This is a genomic window from Streptomyces sparsogenes subsp. cuspidosporus (assembly GCF_039532705.1).
In the GTDB taxonomy this organism is placed as follows: Bacteria; Actinomycetota; Actinomycetes; order Streptomycetales; family Streptomycetaceae; genus Streptomyces; species Streptomyces sparsogenes.
Map to the genome: position 1 here is coordinate 1 of NZ_BAAASD010000171.1, position 537 is coordinate 537.

1 protein-coding gene is annotated in these 537 nt (G+C 68.3%); it reads right to left on the minus strand.

Annotation, left to right across the window (positions count from 1 at the left end; genetic code table 11):
* The coding region (locus tag ABFY07_RS42905) for an SMP-30/gluconolactonase/LRE family protein (RefSeq protein WP_346179640.1) at positions 1–537 on the minus strand (537 nt) is incomplete at both ends.

Below are 537 nucleotides of genomic sequence, written 5' to 3' on the forward strand. Positions count from 1 at the left end.
GGCACGTCGATCACCTCGTCGATGACGGCATCGGGCCCGAACCGGATGATGCTGCCACCTCCCACGGCGGCGACCCAGACACCGCCCTCCACGTCCACGGCGAGCCCGTTATTACCGCCCTCGGGCACCTTGCCGAAGAACTGTCGGTTCGCCAACCGACGGTCGGCCGTGATGTCGAAGGCGTAGACCCCGGTCAGAGTGTCGCACTGATACAGCCTCTGGCCGTCCGGGCTGAAGGCGAGCCCGTTGGCGATCGTCCCCTCCTCCCATAGCTTCTCCACCGTTCCGTCCGGGTCTGCACGGAACACGATGCTCGGGGCGGGCCCGACCGCGTGCGGAGCGGCGACCAGACCGGCCACGATCGCTCTGGCCGCCTCGGTCGTGGACGGGAGGGCCAGGTTGACGGTCCCGCCCCAGACGCTTCCCCGCGCATCGGCTTCGATGTCGTTCACATACCCGACGGGCGTACCGTCGAACTCCTCGAGGAGCACCCTCGTCTCGCTGCTCGATCCGTCCCAGAAGGCCAGGGGCTGTGTG